This is a genomic window from Robbsia sp. KACC 23696, from assembly GCF_039852015.1.
Lineage (GTDB): Bacteria > Pseudomonadota > Gammaproteobacteria > Burkholderiales > Burkholderiaceae > Robbsia.
Map to the genome: position 1 here is coordinate 335729 of NZ_CP156628.1, position 17744 is coordinate 353472.

Consider the following 17744-nt stretch of genomic DNA (forward strand, 5'->3'; position numbering starts at 1 on the left):
GGTTTTCATGAAAAACTCCGTCGACAGTTTGACCATCGATGACTTCCATCCGGAGCCTGCCGACGAGGCATTGGCGGGCCCGGTGCTCCATCGGCACACGTTTGCATTCGGCACGACGCACGCAGCGGGGCGCGTGCTGGGCGCGGTGTGCACGGCTATCGAGCGGCTCTGCGCGCTGGTGCTTGCGGTGGATGTGCTCGTGGTCTTCCTCTCCGTCATTCTTCGGTATTTCGTCCATCATCCGGTGGATTGGGCGGAAGAGGTGGCGCGAGGATTGATGATCATCCTGGTCTTCCTGGGCGGCGCCACCGTGCTGGCACGCGCGCAGCATGTGCATATCGATGCTTTCCGGAAGCTTCTTCCGGCGTCGTGGCGGCCAGTGCTGATCCGGATAGGGGGCTGGGCCGTGGCAGGCACCGCCGGCGGCCTGACCTGGTCCGCCTGGTTGCTGCTGGATGACGCGGCCAATGTCACCACGCCGATGGGTTTCCCGCAGTGGCTGACGGTCCTTCCCGTATTTGTCGGTGCGCTGCTGATGACGATCGTTGGCATCGCCGTGGCGGCCCACCGGCCCACTCGATCGACATGGTGGAGTTTGCTGGGCTGCTGCGCCGTGTGTGCGGTTGTCTGGGCATGGGACGTGTATGTTCCCGATCATGCCATCCCTTCCTGGTCGTTGATGCTCATCGGCTTTGTCGGTGGCCTGGCCCTCGGGGTGCCTATCGCATTCGTACTGGCGCTGTCGGCGTTGCTGTACTTCATCAGCGATCCCAGCTTGCCGATGGTGATCTATTCGCAGCAGGTCATGGCGGGGATGGATCATTTCGTCTTGCTCGCGATTCCATTCTTCGTCCTCGCCGGTCTGGTGATGGAGGTCAACGGCATGTCGGCGCGCTTGATCGAGCTGCTCGTGCGGATATTCGGGCGCGTACGCGGTTCGATGAACCTCATTGCCATCCTGGCGACGGCGTTTTTCTCGGGCGTCTCGGGATCGAAGCTCGCCGATATCGCCGCGGTAGGAGGCATCGTCGTACCCGCCGTGCGCCGCACGAAACAAGATCCGAATGAAACGGCCGCGGTGCTGGCGGCGTCGGGTGTGATGGCCGAAACCATTCCGCCCTGTATCAATATGATCATCATCGGTTTCGTCGCGAATATCTCCATCGGCGGCTTATTCCTCGCCGGCATCGTGCCGGCCTTGATGACGGCACTCGCCTTGTCGACGATGGTGGTCATTTTTGGGAAGAAGGTGGATCCGGGCAGCGCGTTTATCTCGCGGCGACCGCTATTTCGCTTGCTCGGAGGCGCACTGGTCGCCTTGGTCATGGTGGTGATGATCGGCAAAGGGGTCACGTCGGGCATCGCGACCTCGACCGAGGTGTCGGCATTCGCCGTGGTCTATGCCTTGGTGGTGGGTGGTTTGACGTTTCGGGAATTGACGCCGCGCGCGATCGTGGATCTCTTCGTGCGCGCCGCGTCGATGGCGGCGGGCATTCTGTTCATCATGGCCGCGGCGTCCGGCGTTGCCTTCGCGCTGACGGTACTGCAGATTCCGTCGATTATGTCGACCTCGCTGCTGGCACTCGCGCACAATTATGGCGCCGTCGCCTTCTTGGGGGTTTCCGTCATTATCATGATTGTCTTCGGCGCCGTGCTGGAAGGGGCGCCGGCCTTGATCATTTTTGGACCGCTGCTCGTTCCCATCGCCACGCAAGCGGGCGTCAACCCGCTGCACTTCGGCACGATTGCCGTGGTCGCGATGGGCTTCGGTCTCTTCTCGCCGCCATTCGGTCTCGGCCTGTTTGCGACTTGCGCGATCACGGGGACGCGCGTCGACGAAGTGTCCAAGCACATGTTCAAATATCTGGCATTGCTTGCGGTCATGTTGGTTTTATTGATATTGGTGCCGTCGATTTCACTTTCGCTTCCGCGATTTTTCCACATGGCGTAAGGGAACCCTTTCATGACAACGATTCACGACGTTGCGGCCTTGGCCGGCGTATCGGCCAGCTCGGTGTCCAATGTGCTGAACGGACGCACGGACAAGCTCAGCGCCAAGACGTACTCGCGTGTGGAAGCGGCCATTCGGAGTTTGAATTTCAGTCCGAATCGCGTTGCGCGCCAATTGAAGACGGGGCATACGTCGATGCTCGGCCTGCTGGTCCCTTCCACGGCAAATCCGATGTATGGCCAACTCGCGCTGAACATCGAGGCGGCGGCGCAGTCGCGGTATGGCTATAGCGTGCTGCTCGGCAATACGCATCGGGACAAGCAGCAGGAAAGCCGGATGTTCGCCGACATGCTCGCGTACGGATTACGCGCCGTGATCGTCGTTTCGTCATTGGCCGATGAGCAGCATTTAAACGAGGCCGCGCGCAACGGCATGGCCGTGGTGAGCTATGACCGCGCCGCGCGGCATACCAAGGCGGTGCATCTGTCGTCCGCGTCCGGTGCCGGGGCGCGTGTCGTATCGAGTACGCCGCTGTCGACGTCGTCCGCCTTCCTTCATGGCGACGCCGTTTCGATGTCCGGAGCGACAGGGTCGGACGACGTGAGTCGCGTCGACCATATTTCTCCCGACAATTTTCAAGCGGGCTATATCGCCTGCGAGCATTTGATCGATCGGGGTCATCGCCATCTCGCGTTCCTGCTCCCGTCGGCGACGACGATCAGTCGCAGCGCGAAGATCGCCGGCTTCTTGGCGCGTGCCGAGGAAGGCGGCGATCTTGGCGCACCCGTTTTGGCGCGCGTCGTCAAAGCGCCTACCGCCGATGCATTCGGCGACTCCGAATTGCTCGATCTCGGGGCGGCGATGGCCGAACAGATCGCCGCAATGAAGCCGATCCCGACGGGCGTCGTCACCGTCAACGACATGCTGGCGATCGGCTTGATGTCGGGGCTGAACAAATTGAAATTGAAAATACCCGACGATATCTCCGTCGTGGGCATGGATGGTTTGCCGATCGCCGCGTTCGTCAATCCGGGACTCACGTCGGTGGCGATGCCATTGGCCGCAATGGCGGAGGCGATGGTCGAGCGCGTGATCGCCCGCGCGCGCGAGCCGGATCTGCCGCCGCTCAATGCCTTATTCGAGACGAGCTTGGTTGAACGTCAGTCCGTCATGCCGCCTTCTGACAAAGACGGAAAGGAGTCTATCCGGTCATGTTGAAAATATTCCTCACGCACGCACCGCAGACCTTGGATCACTATTATGGCCAAGCGGCGCTGTCCCGCCTTCAGGCGCTGGGTGAGGTCACATTGAATCCGTTGCCGCACCCGTTGACGACGGAGGAACTGATCGACCTTGCGCAGGGGCATACCGTCATCGTCTCGAGTCGCGAGACCGCGGCGCCGGCGGCGTTGTTCGAACAGTTGCCCGAGCTCGTCATGTTTTCGCGGGTGGCGGTGGATATCCGCAATATCGATGTCGACGCGGCCAGCCGCCACGGCGTGCTGGTCACACGGGCCTCGCCGGGTTTTGATACGTCGGTGGCGGAGTGGGTGATCGGTGTGATGATCGATCTGGGGCGCGGCATCAGCCGCGCTGCCGCGACGTATTGGGCAGGGCATCTGCCGACTATCGAGATGGGGCGCGAACTGCGCGGTGCGACACTCGGCATCATCGGCTATGGCTTTATCGGACAGCGTCTGGCATCGCTCGCGAAAGCGTTCGGGATGCGGATCGTGGTGTACGACCCTTACACGACGATCTCCGATGCCGAGGTGACGCAGTGCGCGTTCGACGCGGTCTTGGCGGCCGCCGAGTACGTCGTATGCCTTGCACCCGCGACGCCGGAGACAACCGATCTGTTCGACGCCGAGGCGTTTGCGGCGATGCGGCCGGATGCGTTTTTCATCAACGCGGCACGCGGCGAATTGTTGGATGAACGGGCGCTGCACGACGCGCTCGATAACGGGTTGATCGCGGGGGCGGCCATCGATGTCGGCCGAGCACCCGATCAGATGCCGAGCCCCTCACTGACGCCCCATGCGAAGCTGATTTCGACGCCGCACATCGGCGGCTTGACGCCACCTGCTAGCGCACATCAAGCAATGGATACCGTGCGTCAGGTGGCGGACCTGCGGCGTGGGGTCATGCCATCTGGTGCCGTCAATGCGGAACAGGCGAGCCGCTTGGCGAGCCTGCCATCCGTGTCACCTGTTGGGATGCCGTGCAAGGAGAATGTCAATGAGTGACGCGGTTCGGGACATATCGGGCGATGGCTGCGATTGTCATGTGCATATCTACGATTTCACGCGTTTTCCCTTGGCAAGCACCTCGACATACGGGCCGCCGCAAGCGAGTTGGAACGATTACCTTCAGGTGCGCGGGGCGCTCGGGTTGCGCCGCGCCGTATTGGTTCAGCCAACCGGCTATGGTTTCGATAATGCGTGCTTGCTCGATGCGCTCGACACGGCATCGCAATTAGGAAGCGACATTGCAAGAGGGATCGCCGTCATTGCACCGGAGACATCGACGGCGGAGTTGGCCGCATTACAGGCCCGCGGCATTCGCGGCGTGCGCTTCATGATGATTCCAGGAAGTGGCGGCGTGCTCGGCTGGGATGCGCTGGAACTGCTCGATGCCAAGATTGCGGCGTTCGGATGGGTTATCAATTTGCAACTCGATGGCCGATCGATCGCGGAGTACGAGGCGAGGTTGAAGAAGGTGCGGAGCAAGTTGTCGATCGACCATATCGGCAAATTCCTGGAACCGGTGCCCCTCTCGCATCCCGGCTTCGTTAGCCTTATGCGGCTATTGGACGCCGGCAATACTTGGGTCAAGCTCTCGGCACCGTATGAAACATCGAAACGCGGCGCACCGTTCTACGAGGATGTCAGTGCGCTGGCGATGGCGCTGGCAAAGGCGCATCCGGAGCGGTGCCTGTGGTCCAGCAACTGGCCCCATCCAGGGCGCGCGCCTGCGCCGGACGATGCCGCGATGCTCGATCTCTTGACTTACTGGGTCCCAGACGCGAAAGAACGGACGCGCATTCTGGTAGAAAATCCCGCCGCCTTGTACGGCTTCGAAGTGGCGTAGATGGTCGCCCGTCACTGTCGGCGTGGGGCGCGCGGTATCGTCGATTCATGGAACGTTTTTTGCTATCCCGTAATGCCCTCCATTCTGAAACAGCGCTGCCGAGGGCGATCGAGAAGGCGCTAGTTCGTAGAAGGGCAAACTGAATCCCATGGGTCCCATCGATCGAGACGCGCGTATCAAAAAGACGCCGCACGCCGCACCGTATCATTCCGTATCCTTGTTGAAAGGAAGTGCGATCTCTCTGATTTTGGCATCGGCGCTGACGGGCTGCGGGGGCGGTGACAATAATGCATCGGCACCTGCATCGAATGCCCCAGGTGGCGTGACGCTACAAGCGGTATCGTTTGGGGACAGCCTGTCCGACGTCGGGACCTATGCGTCCACGACGCCGGTAAGTGGGTTCACCCGCGGGCGTTACACGACGAACCCGGGCGAGGTGTGGACGCAGAAAGTCGCCGAGTACTATGGCGGCACGTTGACGCCTGCGGCGCTAGGGGGCTATGGCACGCCGCTGGTGGCAAGCTCGGGTCTTGGCTATGCGCAAGGGGGCGCGCGGGTCGAGGACCCTGATGGAGAAGGGCACGCCTCGTCGTCGGAAGCGGATTATGCAGCCGCGACGACAGTGCCGGTCAGCACCCAAGTCAGCAATTATCTCGCCGCGCACGGCTCGTTCAATTCCGCGCAAATCGTGTTGGTCAACGGCGGTGCGAACGACATCTTCATACAGCTCACCGATTTGCTGACGGCGATCGAAGCGGATATTACCGGCGGCATGTCTTCGCAGGCGGCGATTGCTCAGGAGACGTTGACGACGCTGGTGCCGGCGGCACAAAGTCTTGCCGATACGGTAGGGACCATTCTCGATTCGGGGGCGACGCACGTCGTCGTGTCGAACGTACCGGATATCGGTCAGACCCCGCTCGGCGCGGCGCTCGGCACCGATGCGCAAGCGGTGCTGTCGGGCATCACCCAGGTGTTCAATACGGCATTGCGCGCTCAGCTTCTTGCCTCTGGCAATCTGAGCAAGGTCATCTATGTCGATGCGTATTCGTGGCAGGACAACCTGGCGACGAATTATCAGAGCAATGGCTATACGGTGTCGAATACCGGCACCGCTTGCAATCTCGCCGCGATGGCGGCGGCGGCCACGCTGGCGGGTTTGTCCAGCCCCACGGACTATGCGTCATCGCTCTACTGCACCGCGAATTTCCTGACGGTGAGCGGGGCGGATCAAACGTATATGTACGCCGATACCGTGCATCCGACCACGCATACGCACGCGTTGTTCGCGGCGTATGTGGAACAGCAGGTGGCGGCGAGTGGTTTAGGCAAATAGTCCGTCGATCGCAATGGCCTTAATGGCCGAAGACATCGGCATCCATCATCTTCGGGTCAGGCCGATCCAGCGCGCTGATCGCGGCCATGTCCGCTGCGGTCAGCGTGAAATCGAAGACCCTCAGATTCTCTGCCTGGCGCGTGGCAGCGCTCGACTTCGGCGTGGGAATGATGCCCTGTTGTACATGCCAGCGCAGCACGACTTGCGCTTCCGTGCGGCCGATTCGGTTTGAGATATCGACGATGACCGGCGTTTTCAGCAGGGCGCTGTCGCGACCCAAGGGGCTCCATGCCTCCGTGACGATCCCGCGTGCTTGATGGATCGTCACGATGTCCGAGCGCGTATGCATCGGGTCCAACTGGATCTGGTTGACATGCGGCACCATACCCGCATCGAACAGTTTTTGAAGATGCGCGGGTTTGAAGTTCGAAGTGCCGATGGCGCGGACGACGCCGGCATCCAGCAGTTTGACCAAACCGCGGAAAGCATCGACATAACGATCCTGGTCCGGATTCGGCCAATGAATCAGCAATAGATCGATGTAATCGAGCCCCAGACGCTTCAAACTAGCTTCGCAGGCGACTTTCGCGCCATCGACGCTATGCCATCGCTTATTGAATTTCGTCGTAACGAATACCTGATCGCGCGGGACGTGCGAACGACGAATACCTTCCCCGACACCCACCTCGTTGCCATAATTCTCCGCGGTATCGATCAGTCGATAGCCGATACCGAGCGCGTTGGATACGGCGTCGGCGGCTTGCGTGTCGTTCATCGGCCAGGTTCCCAGGCCTAGCATCGGCATTTTCACGCCATTCGCCAATGTCACTGTGGGGGCTGCCGCTACGGGAGCGTGTGTCGTCATGGTGAATTACCCTGTTTGTTGTGTCAAGGTCCTAAAAAGCGCGTTTCAGAGTCCGATTACTGTCGTTTAGAGACAGTAATGGTAGCAGTTAGGCAGAATCGTGCACGCTTCGGCGACGCGCACGTGGTGCCCATCATGCCATCACTTTTCGCCGAATCGGCAGGGCCCGCGAGCGAGGGCGGCCGAGCCGAAGGCCCTTCCGCGCGCCAATTTGCACGATTTCCGCAACTTAAGTGTGCGTCTGTCCCGCTTTTTCCCGCTCTCGCTACGTAATAAGCTCAGGTCAGCACGCACGCCTCGCCATCGGCGGTCGCAGGGCCGAGCGCTGGAAGACCTCTCGACGCTTTGCTACCGCGCTGCATCGTTATCGCCTACGTTCCCGCACCTTTCTCCGTTCCGAGCACTTCCGCGCGTCTCGGGGTCATGGCGAAATGGGATAAACGGGTTTCTACGTATATACAGATTAGGAATACGAATTATCGAAAAGACGTTGTTATAGCGGCTATCGCTCACGACAGAAGCGGACCGCACAAAAATCAAAATATTCGGAGACACGATGAATAAGCATTCCAGGCTCGCGTTGGTGCTCGCGTCAGCGTGTGCGCTGCATGCGGCGCACGCGCAGTCGTCTGTGACGATGTACGGCATTATCGACAACGCCATCGAATATCAAAATGGCGGTGCCGGCGCGGCGGTTCGCATGATGTCGAGCGGTTTGTATGCGACCGTCTACGGCTTGAAAGGCAAGGAGGATCTTGGCGGTGGGCTGTACGCCAACTTCCAGTTGGAGCAAGGTTTCTCGGCGGCAACCGGCGCCGCCACCGTTGCCACTGCCGCATTCAATCGCTTGGCCTGGGTGGGCCTGTCAGGTCCTTTCGGTGAATTTCGATTTGGTCGTCAGAAGAAGCCGGAATACCAATTTCTTAATGGCGTGATGGACCCGATTGCCGGTAAAAGCCTCGCGTCACCGTACGGCAATTTCGAGGACGTCGCGGTGCGGGCCAACAATGCCATTGCCTACTTCACCCCTAACCTCTACGGGCTGACCACGCAATTCATGGTGGCCATGCGCGACCAGACGACGAAGCCGACGAACGGGCTGGAGTTATACAACGTTGCCGCGCGCTACACGAATGGCCCCTTCGTTGCCGGGCTGGGCTATGAACAGTGGGGTAATGCAACCGGCACCGCGTTGCAACGGGTACTGCGAGGTTCCTTGGTCTATCGCATGGGGAAAGCGCGTTTCTTCCTGGCCTATCAGCAGGAGCGGCAGTCGGATAACACCGAGAACCGGCGCATCTATCAGCTGTCCGCTATCTATATGTTCAATCCCTTCAATAGTCTGACGCTGCTGTACGGGTATGCGCAAGACAGGACCGGCGCTGCCAACAACGCGCAGCAAGTGGGTGCGATGTACCAATATTACCTTTCCAAGCGGACCTTGTTGTATGCCGCGGTTGCCGTCATCCAAAACAAGAATCAAGCCGCCTACACCTTGAACGGCACCCAATACGACGGCATCCCTGTTGCCCCGGGAAGTTATGCACGCGGCGTGATCGTCGGGATGGCGCACAAATTCTAATGGCTAGCGTTTGTCGGTGGGATTTGCGTGGATTGCGCAACCTAAGTGTGCACGGTAGGCGCTTTTTCCGATGCAGTGGCCGTAATAAGCTGGGTGTCATTGAAAGCGCGCGTCGTAAAAATACAGGAGCGGTCAGGTGAAAGCGTTACGTCGTTGGTCCCTCAATCACGCGCGCGGTGTTCGGCGCTTATATGGATGGTTCGAAACGCTCGCGCCGCATCTTGCATTCGCCGAGCGCGTCGTGGGTCGCGATCGTCTCGAAAAGGTCGTGCTCCCGATAGAACGCGCTGCAAAGGAGGCGTTCTTCGACTGTCAGATGTGCGGCCAATGCGGCTTGTCGGTTACTGGGATGGCCTGTCCGACAGGCTGCGCAAAAGGCATGCGTAACGGACCGTGCGGTGGCGTGCGCGCCGACGGGAATTGTGAGGTGGTGCCGGAGCGCCGCTGTACATGGGTGGATGCGACGGAAGGTGATGCACGGATTCGAACCGGCCATACCGAGACGTGGACGCAGCGCGCCGCGCCACGCGATTATCGGCGTACCGGACGGTCGACATGGTTGCCGATGATCGCGCCGGTCAACGTGCAGTCGAATCGTGCGTCAGCGTCCGCCGGAACGCGCGCCGCGCCTGCAGGCGTGCACGCGCGGGACCGATCCGACAATGCGTTCGAGTCCTTATGCCGTGAGCGAAACCGCTTCATCGTGACCGTCGAAATCTCACCGCCGGACTCGGCGGACCCGGAATCGCTATTGCGCCGGGCGGCGCTGTTCGGCGGCTTGGTCGATGCCATCAACATCACCGATGGTGCGGGCGCCAACTGTCATATGTCGAGTGCGGCCGCGAGCGCGATATTGGTGGCCGCGGGCTATCCCGCCGTGAGCCAGTTCAGTTGTCGCGATCGAAACCGCATTGCATTGCAGGGCGACGTATTGGGCGCCGCGGCACTAGGCATTCGAAATGTACTGTGCCTGACGGGCGATGATGTGTCGAAGGGCGATCATGCCGCAGCCAAGCCTGTATTCGATCTGGATTCCGTCAATTTGCTGCACACATTGAAAGGGATGCGCGATGACGCTACCTATGCGTCCGGCCGCACGCTCGAACGGGCGCCGCGATTGTTTCTCGGTGCCACCGCCAATCCGTTCGTGCCGCCGTTTGTCGAGCGCGTGGCCAACTTGGAGCGCAAGGTGGATGCCGGTGCGCAATTCATCCAGACGCAATTTTGCTTCGACCTCGATTTGCTGGCGGCATTCATGGAGGTGGTTCGTGCACGCGGCTTGCATGAGCGCGCGGCGATTATCGTCGGAGTGGGGGTGCTTTCAACGGCGAAGGCCTTGCGATGGATGGCCGACCACGTTCCGGGCGTCCACATTCCGATGGCGGTCACCGATCGAATCGCCGCCGCATCGGATCAGCGATTGGAAGGAAAGCGCTTCTGTATAGAGACCATAAAGCGAATCCGCAACATCGAGGGCGTCGCGGGCGTGCATCTTATGGGATATCGAAACGAGGCCGTATTGGCGCAGATCATCGTCGAAGCGGGACTGCGTCCGTCGGTCGATCCATTGGTATTGGCCTCGTGACACGCGCGCTTTCGAACGGCTGCGGAACGGACGCGGCCCGCGAATCGATTTGCGCTGTTTTCGCACGGTAAGTGTGCGGCCGAGCCGCTTTTTCCGCATCGAGCAAGGGAATAGACTGCTTTTGCGTAATGCAACACCACGCTGTTGACGCACCCGACCATGTCAAGCGTGAAGAAACCAAAACCGACACAGGAGATGACCCAATGACAGCCCTACCCCATGAGAGCCTGGAAAGCGCCATTCAACGCGCAGGCAGCGCCGTCGAGCTGCTTCGCAACAGCCAACGCCGTGCCTTCTCGCATGGCACCGTATCGGGACAATTCACCAATTGGCAAAGTGAAGTCAATTCCTGGCTGACGTCTTGCGGTTTCATGGATCAGTCACATCACATGGTGGATCACTATGTGAAAGGGCCCGGGGCATTCGATCTGCTCTCGAGTCTGGCCGTCAACAGCTTCAAGAACTTCAAGCCCGGCATGGCCAAGCAGTTCGTCGCGACAACGCCGGACGGTCATTACCTTGGAGATTGCGTGCTCTTCTATCTGGAAGAGGAACTATTCAATCTCGTGGGACGTCCGACGGCCCTCGATTGGGTTCAATATCACGTCGAAACGGGTAAATGGGATGTCACAACGGAACGCGATCCGCAATCGATGGATCGCGGGGGTCGTCCGCCGGTGGTTTATCGCTATGAGTTGCAAGGTCCGCGTGCCGCGGCATTGATCGAAAAGTTGACGGGCAAGCCGCTGCCGGACGTCAAGTTCTTCGGCATGACGGACTTCCAGATTGCCGGGCATCGCGTTCGCGCATTGCGTCACGGCATGGCCGGCGCTGTCGGTTTCGAGATGTTCGGACCGTGGGCCGAAGGCGAGGCGGTGCGTGACGCCATTCTTGCCGCAGGCGAGGAGTTCGGTTTGCTGCGCGTGGGTTCGACGGCGTATTCGACGGCCAATCTCGAATCGGGTTGGATTCCGGGTCCGCTCCCCGCCATTTTCGATCAACCGGAACTGAAGGCCTATCGCGAATGGCTGCCGGCCAAGTCCGCGGGTAGCCTCGCCGGCAGCTATTTTTCGTCCGATATTGCTGACTACTACGTCACGCCTTTCGATCTCGGCTATGAGCGGCTTGTGGTGTTCGACCATGATTTCGTCGGGGCCCAGGCGCTGCAGGAACATGCGAAGGGGCGTCGGCGGCGGAAGGTGACATTGGTCTGGGATCCGCAGGATATGGCGCGCGTGGTGGCATCGGCCTGGACGCCGGGCCCGAAGTTCAAGCATTTCAATATGCCGAAGGCGCGGTACGGCCTGTATCAAATGGACGATGTGCTGGTGGGCGGCGAGCGCGTCGGGATTTCGATGGACTGCGGCTATATCGCCAATGAGCGGGCCATCGTGTCGTTGGCGGTGATCGACGAAGCCTATGCGGAAACGGGTACCGAAGTCACCGTGCTGTGGGGCGAGAATCCAGTTTCCGGCAAGCCGCAGGTCGAGCCGCACGAACAGACGTCGATCAAAGCGATTGTGGCGCCGGCGCCGTATGGCAATCACGCGCGGAGCGTGTACCGGAAGTGACGCAATCGCCGGCCCGTTGCAGCGCGGGTCGGCGCCGCTTGCCGATCGCTCGCATCGGCAGGGCCTTATCTTGGAATGAGAGACTTCGACGTGGCCGAAACCTTCACCCTCACATTGCAGTGCGACGACCATCCCGGGCTTGTCGCTGCAGTCGCGACCTGCCTGGCATCGCACGGCGGCAATATCGTCGACGCGGCGCAGTTTAACGATCGCGACTCGCGTCGCTTCTTCATGCGCATCGAGATCGATCTTCCCGACGGAAACGCGCTGCGAGCATTCGATGAAGATTTCGCGGCCTATGCGCGATCGGCCAGGATGCAGTGGAAGCTGCGACGCAATGCGACGCCGACCAAAGTGCTCTTCCTCGTCAGCAAGATGGATCACTGTCTGGGCGATCTGCTATATCGCCGTCGAATGGGCGAGCTGGCGATGGATGTGGTCGGCATTGCCGGAAACTACCCGCGAGAAGCCGTCACGATTTCGCTCAGCAGCGGCATTCCCTACCATTATCTTCCGATCACGCGCGAAACAAAGCCGCAGCAGGAGGCGCAGATCCGTGCGCTGGTGGAAGAAACGGGCGCGGATCTCGTCGTCCTCGCCCGGTATATGCAGATCCTGTCGGATAATATGGCGGCGTTTCTCGCGGGGCGCTGTATCAATATTCACCACTCCTTTCTCCCCGGCTTCAAGGGTGCCAAACCGTATCATCAGGCGCACGAGCGTGGCGTGAAAATGATCGGTGCGACGGCCCACTATGTCACGGCGGATCTGGACGAGGGACCGATCATTCATCAGGATGTCGAACGCATCACGCACGCGGATTCCGCGGAGGATCTGGTGCGCAAGGGCCGAGATATCGAGCGGCGCGTGCTCTCGGAGGCTGTTCGGCTGCACGTCGAGGACCGCGTGCAGCTCTCGGGAAGCAAGACAATCGTATTCCGGAACTGAGGGCGCCGTGCGTAAAGTGATTGACGGCAAGCAGATCGCGAGAGAGCTGATCGAGACGGTGACATTGGAGGTACGGGGCTTCCGTGAGCGTCACGGTCTCGCGCCGGCACTCGCGGTAATTCTGGTCGGAGAAGATCCGGCCAGCGACGTCTATGTCAGACAAAAGGTGAAGCAGTGCGATGTGGCCGGTATTCGATCCGTCGAATACCGGCTGCCCAAGGACACCGACGAGCCAATGCTGCGCCAGTTGATTCATCGTCTTAATTCGGACAAGACGGTGCATGGCATTTTGGTGCAATTGCCTTTGCCCGCCCATATCGATGCCGCGGCGATGTTGGATGCGATCGACCCGGGAAAGGACGTCGATGGTTTTCATCCGGTCAATATGGGGCGACTGTCGTCGGGCAACGAAGGGCTGACGCCGTGTACGCCATTGGGCTGCCTGATGCTGCTGGATACCGTCATCGATGAGCTGCGCGGCAAGCATGCCGTGGTGATCGGCAAATCCAATATCGTGGGAAAGCCCGTCGCGATGCTGCTGCTCGAACGCGAATGCACGGTGACGGTGACGCATATCGCCACGCGTGGCTTGCCGGACATCGTTCGTCACGCCGATATCGTCGTCGCGGCGGCGGGCTCGCCGAGCCTGGTTCGCGGTGATTGGATCAAGCGGGGTGCGGTGGTGATCGATGTGGGTATTACACGAGTGCAACGCGCGGACGGCAAGACGGTGTTGGTCGGCGACTGCGCGATAGAGGAGATGGCGCATGCGGCCGCGGTGACGCCGGTTCCCGGCGGTGTCGGACCGATGACGATCGCCTGCTTGCTGGCGAACACCTTGAAAGCTGCGAGGATGTCTTTCCATGGATGAATCGGTTTTTTCCCGAAGCCTGCCGACGCTTCGCGCGCCACGCGCGGCATGTTGCGAGGTGCAGCTCTGCGATATCGAGGTGATGGCCGACATCGGCGCCTTCGAGAGCGAAATCGGCGTATTGCAGCCGTTACGGATCGATGTCGTGCTCCGCATCGTGCCCCCGGCAAGGGACAGCCTTGCGCACACGTTCGACTATTCCGCTATCCAAGCGTTTGCATCCGAGCTTGCCATCGAGCGCACGGTGCTGATCGAAACGTTTGCGATGAAGTTGGCGCAGCGCTGTCTGGTCGATGATAGGGTCATCGAGGCACAGGTGCGCATCGACAAGCCGCGTGCCATCCCCGGCTGCATGGCGGGCACGCGTATCACGCTGAGCCAGTACCCTCCGTGACGACCGCTGGCGCAAGCGTCGTTCCGGCTAAAAAATAAAATCAGCCATTGGAGACAAGATGTATGGAGACGTTCAATGTCGTGACACATGCCCCGGATCGATCCGGGGGTTCCAACCGGTGGACCGTTCTGGCGCTGTTGGCCCTGGGCGTGTTGATTTCCTTTGTCGATCGCACCAGCATGTCGTCCGCACTGGCGAACAGTGCATTCATCCAGACCTTTGCGCTAAGTAGCGTGGATCGAGGTTGGGTCAATTCCGCGTTCTTTTGGTCCTACGGGCTGGTTCAGATTCCTATGGGCTGGCTCGTCGATCGCTACGGCGTCAAATGGCCGTACGCGGTCTGTTTCGCGCTTTGGTGCCTCGGCACGGCGTTGATGGGGGCCGTTACTGCCCTTACCGCGCTGGTGGTCGTGCGTCTGCTGATCGGCTTGGCGGAGGCCATCGTGATTCCGGCGAGCTACCGTTGGATCCGCCATAACTTCGACGAAAGCCGGACCGGCTTGGCGGTCGGCATCTTTACCATGGGCAATAAGTTCGGTCCGGCCATTGGCGCACCGATCGGTGCCTGGCTGATCGTGCATTATTCGTGGAAGGTGATGTTCGTCGCCACCGGTGCGGTCGGCATACTGTGGCTGATTCCGTGGTTGTTCTGCGTCAAGAACGACTTCCCGACGGCGGCGACTCGCGCCTTGTCGTGCCGGAAAGCGTCGACCGTCAGATTGCGAGACATCCTTTCCAGCCCGGTGGTTTGGGGCGGCATGCTCACCAGTTTTTGCTACGGCTATTTCACCTTCTATTGCGCGACCTGGATGCCGGCCTACCTGGTGGAGCAGCGCGGCCTCTCCTTGAGTGAGTCGGGGCTCTACACATTTTTCAGTTTTGCCGGTATCGCGATCGTCGCCGCCATTTCGGGATGGGCCGCGGATCGCATCATCGCGCGAGGTCACGATCCCATTCGAGTAAGAAAGCTTTTCGTCATCGCCGGCTTCGTGGGCGGATGTACGGTGCTGCTCGGCGCCTACGCCACGTCACTGCAAATGGCTTTGTTCTGGAATGTCTTTTCGCTTTCCTTTCTCGGCCTTGCCACGGCGAATGCCTTGGCCTTGTCGCGGCTGACCTTGATACCGAAGCAAGCGATCGGACTGGTGACCGGGGTGCAGCAGGTGGCCACCAGTTTTTCCGGTGGGGTGGCGGCGACCTTGTCAGGGTGGTTACTGCATGTCGGCGGCAGCTATACCTTGCCGATGATGGTGATTTTTGTGTTCTTGCTGATCGGCGCGGCCTCGACGGCGATCTTGCTGCGGCCGAAATGGTCGCCGAAAGTGACCGCGGTCGCGTAATGCCGATACTGAACCGCTGGGGCGCTTCCGCTTCCCCGGCATATGCATTCCATCCTGATACATCGAACGAGAACGGAGACAACATGGCGAAAATCGTATTTGGCATGGCCGTGCCGCACAGCGGCATGCTGGGACAGGCACCGGAGGATTGGCTCAAAAACGGCGAACGGGATCGGAATAATCCCGAGCTTTGGTTTCAAAACCGAACGTGGACGTATCCCGAATTGGAAGCGCATCGCGGCGCCGCGTTCGAACCTTTTCTGACGCTCGAGGAGCGGACCACGCGTGCCGACCGCTGTCGCGCGGCGTTGGACAAGATGGCAAGCGCCTATCGCGATGCGAAGATCGATGTGGCGATTATTTTGGGAAAAGATCAGAAGGAAATCTTCACGACATTTTCGCCGTCGATCGCGATCTATACCGGTGAGGAGGTGCATAACGGTCCCCCGCAACGCGCCGTCTATGCGCCGGATCATCATGTGACGCACAAGTGTCATCCCGCTTTCGCGCGCTACCTGATCGATTTTTTTCAACGCGAGGATTTCGATCTGACCGACCTTTTCGCATGGCCGGATAACGTGTGGATGAAGCCCTTGCCCGACTATCCGGTGGCACCCCATGCGTACAGTTTCGTGTATCACCAGATCATGGACGACAATCCGCCGCCACACGTCCCGATCATCATGAATTGTTTCTACCCGCCGACGCAGCCGTCCATGTCACGATGCATCGCATTCGGCCGCCTGTTGCGGGAAGCGATCACTGCGTGGCCCGAAGATATCCGCGTAGGCATCTTTGCTTCCGGCGGTTTGTCGCACTTCGTCAACGACGAGGAATTCGACCATCGCATCTTGAAAATGTTGGCCGAATACGATTATGACGGTCTGGCGGCGGTGGACGATCGCTCCTATCAGTCCGGCACGTCGGAAATCAAGTTGTACGTCAGCGTGATGAAGGCGGTGCAGGGCACCGGTGCGGAGATGACGCTCGTGGACTACGTTCCGTGCTGGCGCACGCCTGCCGGCACCGGCGAGGGGATGGGCTTCATGTATTGGAATGTCGGCGCGCAGTAAGCGCGCTGGGGTCAGGCGGGGTGTTTGGGGAACCAATCGACGATGAAATCCATCAGTAGTCGAACCTTCGCCGGAACGCCGGTCCCGGGCGCGATGGCCACATAGAGCATTTGGCGCGAGGGCGTCCATTCGGGGAGAACGGCCTGGAGGGTGCCCTGCGTAAGGTCGTCGCTTATCAGTTGCGTCGGCAGGAGGGTTAGGCCGAAGCCTTCCTGTGCCGCGTCCCGGAGTGCGGAAAAGGCATTCGTCGAGAAGGCGGGTGTCGGGACGATTCGCTCCTCGACGGCGTTTTTTGCAAACTGCCAAGTCGGGTAATTGAAGTGCACCAAGGCATTATGTTTTGCGATATCGCTCGGATGCGCGAGCGGGGGCGTCGTGGCAAGGTAGCGCGGCGAGGCGCAGAGACTATAGGGAATGTCGGCGATTTTGCGGGCGAGGATGCGACTGTCCGGAATAGGGCGGGTGTGCAATGCGATGTCGCAGCCATTTTCCAGGAAGCCATAGGCCGTTTGCGCGACGCCGCCCAAGATCAGTCTCGGCTGTATTTCGGGATGACATTTTGAGAATGCGCTCAGCATTTCGGTCGCCGATTTTTGCAGCCATCGGGGACCCAGGACCGATATTTCGCCGCGCGCTTCGGCCGCCTGTGACGATACCTGGCGGTCCATTTCATTGACGCGTGTCAGGATCTCGTCGCAAAACTGGTAATAGCGTCGCCCTGTTTCGGTTAATGCCAGGGAGCGGGTGGTGCGATTCATCAATCGCACGCCAAGCTTGTCTTCCAAAGCCTGAATTTGCCGGCTGACCAAGGTTCGGGAAATGCCGAGGCGCAATGCCGCGGCGCCCAGGCTGCCTTGCCTGGAGGCTTCGAAAAAAGCCTCCATCGCGCTCAATCGATCCACTTTTTTTTGTCTCCTGAGGCCCTTGGAATCGCGCCCTTTACGGCGGGCCGCGTCCCTTCTACGGGCGAATTTCAGCCGTCGGTCTATGCCGCGGTAAGTGAAGTCATGATACCGGAAGTCGCACCCGGCCAATCTTTCGAAAGCGGACGTTTGGATGGTTCGCTGGCAGCGAAATAGCGTCGCAGGCGGTAAACCCTGCTTCATAAAGTCGAAATACTGCCGTTAGAAGAGGCGAG

At 60.1% G+C, this 17744-nt stretch carries 15 protein-coding genes; 13 read left to right on the plus strand and 2 right to left on the minus strand.

Features of this window, described 5'->3' with window-relative positions:
• Positions 1–7 precede the first annotated feature (7 nt).
• The 5 genes from ABEG21_RS22875 to ABEG21_RS22895 all read left to right on the plus strand — a co-directional run bounded on the left by ABEG21_RS22875 (position 8) and on the right by ABEG21_RS22895 (position 6377).
• Positions 8–1951 (plus strand): TRAP transporter large permease subunit, encoded by a 1944-nt coding sequence (locus ABEG21_RS22875; protein WP_347558859.1) that lies wholly within the window; start codon positions 8–10, stop codon positions 1949–1951.
• Positions 1952–1963: 12 nt separating this feature from the next.
• Entirely contained in the window at positions 1964–3169 is a 1206-nt protein-coding gene (locus tag ABEG21_RS22880) for a LacI family DNA-binding transcriptional regulator (RefSeq protein WP_347558860.1), read from the plus strand.
• A complete protein-coding gene (locus tag ABEG21_RS22885) occupies positions 3163–4197 on the plus strand; it encodes an NAD(P)-dependent oxidoreductase (RefSeq protein ID WP_347558861.1) in 1035 nt (344 codons plus the stop codon). The genes ABEG21_RS22880 and ABEG21_RS22885 overlap by 7 nt, the downstream gene beginning before the upstream one ends.
• A complete protein-coding gene (locus ABEG21_RS22890) occupies positions 4190–5041 on the plus strand; it encodes an amidohydrolase family protein (RefSeq protein ID WP_347558862.1) in 852 nt (283 codons plus the stop codon). Before ABEG21_RS22885 ends, ABEG21_RS22890 begins: the two co-directional genes overlap by 8 nt.
• 148 nt (positions 5042–5189) lie before the next feature.
• A complete protein-coding gene (locus ABEG21_RS22895; RefSeq protein ID WP_347558863.1) occupies positions 5190–6377 on the plus strand; it encodes an SGNH/GDSL hydrolase family protein in 1188 nt (395 codons plus the stop codon).
• A 19-nt stretch (positions 6378–6396) separates the two neighbouring features.
• On the opposite strand, the gene ABEG21_RS22900 is transcribed toward ABEG21_RS22895, so the two are convergent.
• Positions 6397–7242: an aldo/keto reductase gene (locus tag ABEG21_RS22900; RefSeq protein ID WP_347558864.1), complete on the minus strand. Its 846-nt coding sequence runs from the start codon at positions 7240–7242 to the stop codon at positions 6397–6399.
• A 556-nt stretch (positions 7243–7798) separates the two neighbouring features.
• On the opposite strand from ABEG21_RS22900, the gene ABEG21_RS22905 reads away from it, so the two are divergent.
• The 8 genes from ABEG21_RS22905 (at position 7799) to ABEG21_RS22940 (ending at position 16606) form a co-directional block, all read left to right on the plus strand.
• Entirely contained in the window at positions 7799–8824 is a 1026-nt protein-coding gene (locus ABEG21_RS22905) for a porin (RefSeq protein WP_347558865.1), read from the plus strand.
• 136 nt (positions 8825–8960) lie between these two features.
• Entirely contained in the window at positions 8961–10409 is a 1449-nt protein-coding gene (locus ABEG21_RS22910; protein ID WP_347558866.1) for a methylenetetrahydrofolate reductase C-terminal domain-containing protein, read from the plus strand.
• A gap of 203 nt (positions 10410–10612) precedes the next feature.
• Positions 10613–11980 (plus strand): hypothetical protein, encoded by a 1368-nt coding sequence (locus ABEG21_RS22915; protein ID WP_347558867.1) that lies wholly within the window; start codon positions 10613–10615, stop codon positions 11978–11980.
• A 75-nt stretch (positions 11981–12055) separates the two neighbouring features.
• Complete coding sequence (gene purU / locus ABEG21_RS22920; protein ID WP_347558868.1) at positions 12056–12928, plus strand: formyltetrahydrofolate deformylase; 873 nt, start codon at positions 12056–12058, stop codon at positions 12926–12928.
• A 7-nt stretch (positions 12929–12935) separates the two neighbouring features.
• On the plus strand, positions 12936–13799 hold the full coding sequence (folD, locus tag ABEG21_RS22925; protein ID WP_347558869.1) for a bifunctional methylenetetrahydrofolate dehydrogenase/methenyltetrahydrofolate cyclohydrolase FolD: 864 nt from the start codon (positions 12936–12938) through the stop codon (positions 13797–13799).
• Positions 13792–14193, plus strand: coding sequence for a dihydroneopterin aldolase (locus ABEG21_RS22930; protein WP_347558870.1), 402 nt, complete (start codon positions 13792–13794; stop codon positions 14191–14193). Before folD ends, ABEG21_RS22930 begins: the two co-directional genes overlap by 8 nt.
• Before the next feature lie 62 nt (positions 14194–14255).
• Positions 14256–15533: an MFS transporter gene (locus ABEG21_RS22935; protein ID WP_347558871.1), complete on the plus strand. Its 1278-nt coding sequence runs from the start codon at positions 14256–14258 to the stop codon at positions 15531–15533.
• Positions 15534–15616: 83 nt separating this feature from the next.
• Positions 15617–16606, plus strand: a complete 990-nt coding sequence (locus ABEG21_RS22940; protein ID WP_347558872.1) for a protocatechuate 3,4-dioxygenase — start codon at positions 15617–15619, stop codon at positions 16604–16606.
• 11 nt (positions 16607–16617) lie between these two features.
• Here the strand turns inward: ABEG21_RS22940 and ABEG21_RS22945 are convergent, their stop codons facing one another.
• The gene (locus tag ABEG21_RS22945) at positions 16618–17712 is read right to left on the minus strand and encodes a LysR family transcriptional regulator (RefSeq protein WP_347558873.1); all 1095 of its coding nucleotides are present in this window, start codon (positions 17710–17712) and stop codon (positions 16618–16620) included.
• Between the last annotated feature and the right edge of the window lie 32 nt (positions 17713–17744).